Below are 7,090 nucleotides of genomic sequence, written 5' to 3' on the forward strand. Positions count from 1 at the left end.
TGCCAGTACCGCCCGATTGATCGTGATCGCCACAGCCGGATCATGCCACCAGCCAGGCACGACACTCACCCCGCTATCACGCACCAGCTCGTAAGGGCGACCTGATATCCATGCAGCAAAAGGGCAACGTGCTCAGGGGCGACGTTCAGATCGACCCCAAGGTCACCTCCATCAGCCTCCGGGAAAATCCGAAGAAGGCTGCGATCACGGACTGCACCGACGTGTCCAAGTGGCAGCTGGTCAATGAGAAGTCCGGCAAGCCGGTCGAGTTGCCCAAGGAACGTCTGACCCGGTTCATTACTAACGTCACGATCCGTACGGTCGGTGAACGTTGGATGGTGGTAGATATCCAGCAGACGGATCGCAAATGCTGATCCTGGCTCGCTTCGTTAGGTGTCTCTCGGCTTTCATCCTTACCTTGGGCGCTTTGCAATTCTTCAGCACGCCCGTGGCCGTCGCGGATGGCGGCGACACAAACGTCGGCGCGTGCCAGCTATGGATCTGTGCGAGCGTGGAAACCTCGGGCGGGGGCTCCAGCGGCGGGGGTAACGGCAGCAGTAGTGCTAGCGGTGGTAGCTCCAGTTCGAGTTCGGGGGCCGGCGGAGGCCGTACGGACTGCTCGGACGAGCATCCCTCGTCCTCGACGCCTCGGTGTCACATCGATGGTGCGGGTGACTACTACCAGGAGTCACCGGGCGCGGTGGGCTGCTATATCCAGTTGGCCGATCCGCAGCCGCCGGCCGGCGATCCTGCCTGGGAAGGGCATTCGCCGGGTGACGGGGCTATCTACGAGCGGAACTGCGGTGGAGGCACCGAAGCCGGGGACAGGGGCAACACCCGTCAGGGCGCTATCTGGATGCAGGCTGCTCCCCCTGGGGTGGTCCGGATGCCGACAGCCGCGGAGTTGGCCCAGCAGGCCTTCAACAAGATGAAGCTGGCGGCGCCAAAGGTCGGCAGCGCCCCACCGCCGGGCAGCAAGGGCCTGATCGGTATGCCGGTGTGGATGTGGGTAGAGAGGTCCGACACCACCTGGGGCCCGCGCCTCGGTGAAGTGCGGGGCGACGGGCAGTGCCGCGGTGCTCATGCTGGTCTCCAGGGGAGGGCGGTGTCGAGACCGGTGCTGCCGAAGTGTAGCAAGGGGGCTGGGGAGAACCGCGGTGCGGTGGTCCGTCACTCCCTATCGGGGGTGAGCGGGGCCGTGCCTCAGCTCAGGCTGCGGCGGGTTGCCCGGACGCGGTCAGCGCGCGGCTTGGCCAGGTGCCGGCTGTTGGTTTCGCCCTCAGGTCCGCAGGCCGTCTCGAAGTCAAGCTGGTCCGCGGCTTCGCGCACGACGATCGGGCCGTGCACCTTCTCCAGCCTCGCGTACTGGGTACGGCCAGAACCTTCCTGCTTGTAGCCCGCCCAGCGGGCGAGGTCGGGCTTCGCCAGGTGCACTCCGGCCTTCTGGTGCGCGAGGTAGATCCGTTGCGCCTTCTGGCTCTTGGTCTCGTTCGGCGGCGCCACGCCCACGTCGACTCCGGGCTGCTCGGCGCCGTCCTCCGCATCACCCTCGCCGGCCTGCGCGTCCGCCTGCTCGCCGTCCTCGTCGTGCAGTTCCGCCTCGTCCTTCGGCTCGCCGCCCACGCCGGGGCCGGGCTCTTCCACCGCCTCGGGGGCCGGCTCCAGGACATCAGCGGGACCAGCGGGCGCGGCGAACGTGTCCTGCGGCACCGCTGGCTCGGCGACATCATCGGCCGACGCCACGTCGACGGCCGGCTCGGGCCCGGCCTGCGCAGCGGGCATCCGGCTCGCCGCCGACTCAGACCAGTGCTGGTCGACCACCGGGGAGAGGTGCCGCCCGGCGGTCGCCGGCACGGGCGGCAACGGCGCCAAGGCCGACGCCTCGATGCGGGAGGACACCGGCTGCAGCGCCGGCCGCTCCTCGCGGTCGCCTGCAAGGACGTGCCCGGCAGAAAGCGTCGTCTCAGCTACCGCGATGCCCAAGCGTGCCTGGCGAAGGGGCCGGAGCTCGTCCGCCGATGCCTTGCTGCGCCAGCGCCACCCGTGCTCGGAGCACAGGTCCTGCTCGTAGAGCTTGCGAGTCTGGTAGCGCTCCAGGGCCGCGCGGTAGGAGCGGATGCGCCACAGGCGCATGTCCCGCCAGATCGACCAGGTCGCCAGTGGCGACAGAAGCCATCGGGCGAAGGGGATGGAGTCCAAAGGCTCGTCGGACTCGGGGTCCATCGCCTGGGCGACGGCGTTGCGGATGGCCTCGGTGATCGAAATGAAGAGGACCAGGATGACACCGTGCATGGCCGAGGCGAGCAGGTCCGGCTAGGAAGCGGCCCCGTTGAAGGCGACCGTGGCACCGGTGAGCATCCAGGCGATGCGGCGCAGGGCCGGCGGGCACGTGTTCCGGGCGGGGCCGCCGCAGGCCCAGGGGTGAGGGGCGGGGCCCGGTCGGCGAGGAGTGTGGTCACACTGTGTTCGTAGGCGTGGGCGGTGCTCTCGCTGGTATGCTTAGCCTTGATCCACCGATGTGGTTTGAGAGTGATCTTCTGGTCGGTTTCTGCGTCGGCTTCGGGCCGGTGGCTGGGTGTGGGCAGGTTGTATCTGCTGGTCTGCCCAGCTCTTCCACGGTGTGGTTCCGGTCGGGCCCTTGCGGGCGGGATGGGCAGGGGCTGTTCACCTCAGCCGGCTGGGCTGTGGGCGGTGTCGAAGAGGTGTGTCCGGGCGTGCTGCCAGGGCCAGTTGTGCGGCAGGTGCAGGGTGACGCGCCGTGCGGAGCGGGCGGTCCGGGCCGGGACCTGGACCAGGTGGGCGCGGAGGGTGGCGGTGGTGGCCCTGGCGTGGAAGGCGGAGGTCAGTGCTCCGGTGGCCCGCAGCAGGTTGTAGGCCATCGCCCACAGGGTCAGCCAGGCGGAGTTGGCGTGGAAGTGTCCGGACGGCAGGTGGGCCAGCGCTCCGGCTTTGCTGTCGGCGATGACCTGCTCGACGACGGCGTGGTGGCGGTGTTCCCGCTCGGCCTGGAGGGTGGGGGCCGGATTGTCGGTGAAGAACGGGTGGTAACGCCAGACGGGGAACAGCTCGCCCTGCTCGTCCGCGACCGCCGGTTTGGCGAGGTCGCGGACGCGGCGGACGATCAGCCGGGCGGTGACCTGCTCACTCTTCTTGCGGCCGGCGAAGGCGGTGTAGGCGGATATCTCGGCGACCTCGGCGTCCGGGACGAGCTCGCCGGTGTCGGGGTCGGGCACGGCGGTCGGGTAACTGATGTCCTGCCATCCCTGGTCGGGGATCGCGAGGACGGCCCGCCGGATGGAGGGGTTCATGCCGGTGGTGATGGAGAAGTGGGCTCCGGCCCGGCGACAGGCGGCGATCACACCGGCGTTGTAGAACTGTGAGTCCGCCCGCAGGATGCGGGTGCCGGTGCAGCCGGCCTCGACGGCGGTGGCCAGGGCCTCGCTGACGAATTTCGGGGCGCCGCGGGAGTCGGCGGCCTTGCCGCGGCGCATCCGCGCGGTGGCGATCACCGGCCGGGACTGCGGGGTGCAGATGGTGGCGAGCAGGGGGTGCAGGGTGCGGATACCTTTGAACCGGCCGTATTCCGCCCCCTGTTTGGCCCGGCCGTAGACCCGTTTGTGGGTGAAGTCCACGTCGATGAACGCCATCTCACCGGAGCCGGGCAGCAGCGGGGTGTGTGCGGCCAGTGCGGCCAGGAACCCCCGGTGCACAGCATGGAGTTGGAGCGCATGGCCGTGGGTGAACGCGCGCAGGAACGTACCCAGCGTGGACGGGGCACGGACCCCCCGGAACAAGGCAGGCATTCCGCCGTGCCGCAGCACGTGAAGGTCGTCGATGCTGTCCGCACCCGCCGCCATGCCGCCCACAATGCTGCTGACCTTGGCGTCCGCTGCCGCACCCGCGCCGTTTGCTGCCCCGGTCAGCTTCACCTTCTGGGCCACCAGCCGCGAAAGCCCACACCGCTCGGCCAGCCGTATCACCGGCAGCAGCCCCGCATGGGCGATCAGATTCGGGTCATCGAACGCAGCGGAGACTGCCGCCGGAGTATGGGAAACTTTCATCTCGGAAGTGCCTTGCCGATCGTGCGTGCTGGAAGCCTGAAGAACTCCCATCATCACAGGTCACAAGGCACTTCCTTGTTTTCCGAGACACTATCCACAAGGCACCCGTCGGTGGATCAAGGCTAAGCCCGCGGCGGGCTTGGCGGGGGTGGTGTGCTCGCGCAGGTACACCAGCGCCACGATCGCGCGCTGGGAGGGCCGTAGTCTGCAGCGGCGGTCACCCTCGCGGGTGACGATCAGCATCGTGACCCGCTCCACGAGCGCATGCGGCAGACCGAGTGCGCAAGGATAGACAGCCAACGAGGCCCCCAGGCTGTGGTGCTGAGACGTGAGACATCTCGATCAACAGCCCGAGGGCCTCGCCTGTTACGGGCCCACCGCCATCACCCGATCAGTGGCCACTCTGAAGATCCTTAGTGGTCACTCTGCACATCCTTACTGCGGAAGTGCCGACGCACATCAGGTCTTGGCATCCGCTCCCTTCTTTTTCTCGTCTCCGGTCTTCTTCCCGCCACCCGGTTGTTCGATCAGGGCATCTAGCGGGCAGACATCGACACCCACCACATCCCAGCTACCCCCTCGGCATTCAAGAATAATCTTCCTGAGGTGCTTGCTTGCAGTAACAGGAGGGTATTCATCCCTGACTTGATCAATACTCGGGTAGCGAAGGTCGTGCAGGGTCAGGACTTTAGGGCTTTCGTCAAGCATGTATGCGACTAGACGCGCCCCATCAATGGGGGCGGCGTACTTCATCCGCTGCAGATATCCCTGTTCCGCCACATATTTCCTCTCATTGAGATTCCAAAAATCTTCATTGCGCAGCCGTTTAAACTCACCGAGGATAGAGTTTTGCTTGGCGACCTCGACATCTTTTGGATCGACCTGGCTTTTCCAGTAATCCACGTAGATCGCTAGCTCTCTGTCCGATTCGCCTTTATAGTCTTTGAGGAAGGCGTCGAAATCCTGTGTTCCTGGCGTCGTTTGCCTGAAGATCGCGCCCTTTGTGGCTGCACGTACCGGTAGAGTACCGGCTTTAACTTCGCTGAAGTGGTCCCTGTCCTGCCAGAAGCCGGTAGTTGCCATTTCCTCCGCCGGGATGGTGATCTCGGAAGGTTTATACCCGGAGGCTTCCTTGACCTTATACTGGTAGCTAGTGTAATATTTTAAGCTGTCCAGGCTAAGCCCGAGCAGCATTGCTGCAGAATGGCGCAATTCATGAAAAAGACTGGCAGAGGGGTGCATTGCGTAGGTTTTTCCGGCAACTTCCGTGCTGTCAATATCAAGCAGGTGGCCAACATTGAAGTTGACAAAACTCCGACACCCGCCATCAAGGTCATACCCCACTGCTGAGCTATCCCGGGCGGGATTGATGATTACATTAATGCTCGATGGCCTATTGGAGCCCGGTTCGGTAATGAGAGTAGACCGGTAGGCTTCCTTCAAGTCAGGGTCATTATTCACGGGAGTAAGGAGAAAGTCATTCACTGGAGTCACTTTTTTGAAGATGCCCAAAAGGCGCTTTCCCTGACTGCTCTTCTGGATGTCCGCGAGAGTGTCCCAGACTTTTTTCGCATAGGAAATGAAAGGCCTTCCTTCGTCGTTGAGTTCCGACTTGTTGATGGCCTTTTCCCAGGCGTTACCTGTTACGGTATCATCTAGTGCGAAAGGGTTCGCTCCAACGAAGACTGCAATTCCGGGGTAATCTCGATGTGTCTGTACGTTGAGTAAATGAGAAGCGCCGCTCACCCTTTCGAACAGCTGGATTTCCGTATCCGTCGTTACATCAGCCTGCGCAGGCTGCGCCAGACAGACAGGCGCGCACATAAGTACGGCGATACTCAAAAGGTAGGCAACACGCTTCCTGGCCTTCGCGATCGGGGCTCGAAGTGTGGATGAATCGTTTAATCGCATCAGGTTCCTCTTGTTGTGTTATTGGGCTTTCGATGGATCTCATCCAGCAGGTGATTTAAGTTGCGTTGGATTCACCAACTGAAAACCTCCACCAGCCGGGCCACCAGTTTTCAAAGTACCGGATCGGACCGGTTCGTCCCCCGGTCGGCCCCCTTTTGAGGGGCCGCGAACGGCGACGGTGTCCTCCTCGCACCGGCCCGTGCTGGTGGGCCCGCACCGTGGTCGAGTCGATCGACGCCTCCCGGAGGCCTGGACGCGGGACAGCAGCATCGTCCAGGTCCCGTCCGCCGACCAGCGGCGATGACGTTTGCACACGGTCTTCCACGGCCCGAACCGCTCCGGTAGATCCCGCCACTGCACTGATCCGTTTGATCTTCCGCTGAGCCATACGCCAAGCCTCTGAACCGAACTCATCTCATCAGTAGAGCCGTTGCTATCGACCAAACGAGCTATTTTAGGATTCATCTCTAGACATGCTCCAAAGTGGCCTGTTTTCCTGGTGGTCGATTATTCGAGAACTGGTGAGTGAGGTCGTGATGTGACTCAATCAAGACTCTGCGAAGTCTCCGAGAATCATTGACGAAAAAACACTCGATGCACTTCTCCAGGTCCAAGCGCCTTGCTGTTTTCGCTGCGATGATTTCGATTTTGGGTAGCATTGCATTGACGGAGGCGCAGAGCGCGATGGCTTGCGATAATTGTTACGTTTGTTTCTACAGTCAACCGGATTATACGGGCGACCAAGCAAATCATTGGTCATGGGGGACTCCCGGGCGGTGTGGCCCAGCCCCCATTGCAGCGAAATCTGTCTACAACAATTCGACCACCGGTTACGTTATTTATGGTAGCGCCGACTGTGGCGCGGCTTCCGGCGACGGAGGGTTGGCTATCATGGCACACTCTGGAGCTAGAAATCCGGGCTTCACCATCAATTCATGGAAGTAAGGCTCTCTTTCCCCGCCTAGCCTCGCGCTTTCGTGAGTGGGGCCGTCCGGGTGTTGACCAAATAAGTGGAGAGTGCTACTGACCTGCAACGATGGGACTTGTCGAGGGCCCTGTCAGCTGCAAGAAAAGAAGCACTCTCCAGGTGAAGAAGCGTAGCGGGTCGTACCCGCGTC

Annotated in this window: 4 protein-coding genes and 2 pseudogenes; 1 reads left to right on the forward strand and 5 read right to left on the reverse strand. The window is 63.2% G+C overall.

All coding sequences use genetic code 11. The features are described from left to right. The first annotated feature begins 110 nt into the window (after positions 1–110). Positions 111–374, forward strand: coding sequence for a hypothetical protein (locus ACZ53N_RS35750; protein WP_469144911.1), 264 nt, complete (start codon positions 111–113; stop codon positions 372–374). Between the two features lie 829 nt (positions 375–1,203). Here ACZ53N_RS35750 and ACZ53N_RS35755 read toward each other — a convergent pair. The 5 genes and pseudogenes from ACZ53N_RS35755 to ACZ53N_RS35775 form a co-directional block, all read right to left on the reverse strand. Further along, positions 1,204–2,307: a DUF2637 domain-containing protein gene (locus tag ACZ53N_RS35755; RefSeq protein WP_469144914.1), complete on the reverse strand. Its 1,104-nt coding sequence runs from the start codon at positions 2,305–2,307 to the stop codon at positions 1,204–1,206. A gap of 362 nt (positions 2,308–2,669) precedes the next feature. Beyond that, a complete protein-coding gene (locus ACZ53N_RS35760) occupies positions 2,670–4,061 on the reverse strand; it encodes an IS1380 family transposase (RefSeq protein ID WP_469144912.1) in 1,392 nt (463 codons plus the stop codon). 117 nt (positions 4,062–4,178) lie between these two features. Beyond that, a pseudogene (locus ACZ53N_RS35765) lies at positions 4,179–4,361 on the reverse strand (IS5/IS1182 family transposase); the annotation flags it as partial. A gap of 159 nt (positions 4,362–4,520) precedes the next feature. Next, a complete protein-coding gene (locus ACZ53N_RS35770; RefSeq protein ID WP_469144913.1) occupies positions 4,521–5,972 on the reverse strand; it encodes a hypothetical protein in 1,452 nt (483 codons plus the stop codon). A gap of 271 nt (positions 5,973–6,243) precedes the next feature. Continuing rightward, positions 6,244–6,326: pseudogene (locus ACZ53N_RS35775) on the reverse strand (transposase); the annotation flags it as partial. Between the last annotated feature and the right edge of the window lie 764 nt (positions 6,327–7,090).

Source organism: Streptomyces sp. NPDC033229, assembly GCF_055576875.1.

Excerpts from the sequence above, each read along its gene's own strand:
- ACZ53N_RS35760 (WP_469144912.1), bottom strand. The coding sequence starts at position 4,061 with ATGAAAGTTTCCCATACTCCGGCGGCAGTCTCCGCTGCGTTCGATGAC.
- ACZ53N_RS35770 (WP_469144913.1), bottom strand. The coding sequence starts at position 5,972 with ATGCGATTAAACGATTCATCCACACTTCGAGCCCCGATCGCGAAGGCC.
- ACZ53N_RS35750 (WP_469144911.1), top strand. The coding sequence starts at position 111 with ATGCAGCAAAAGGGCAACGTGCTCAGGGGCGACGTTCAGATCGACCCC.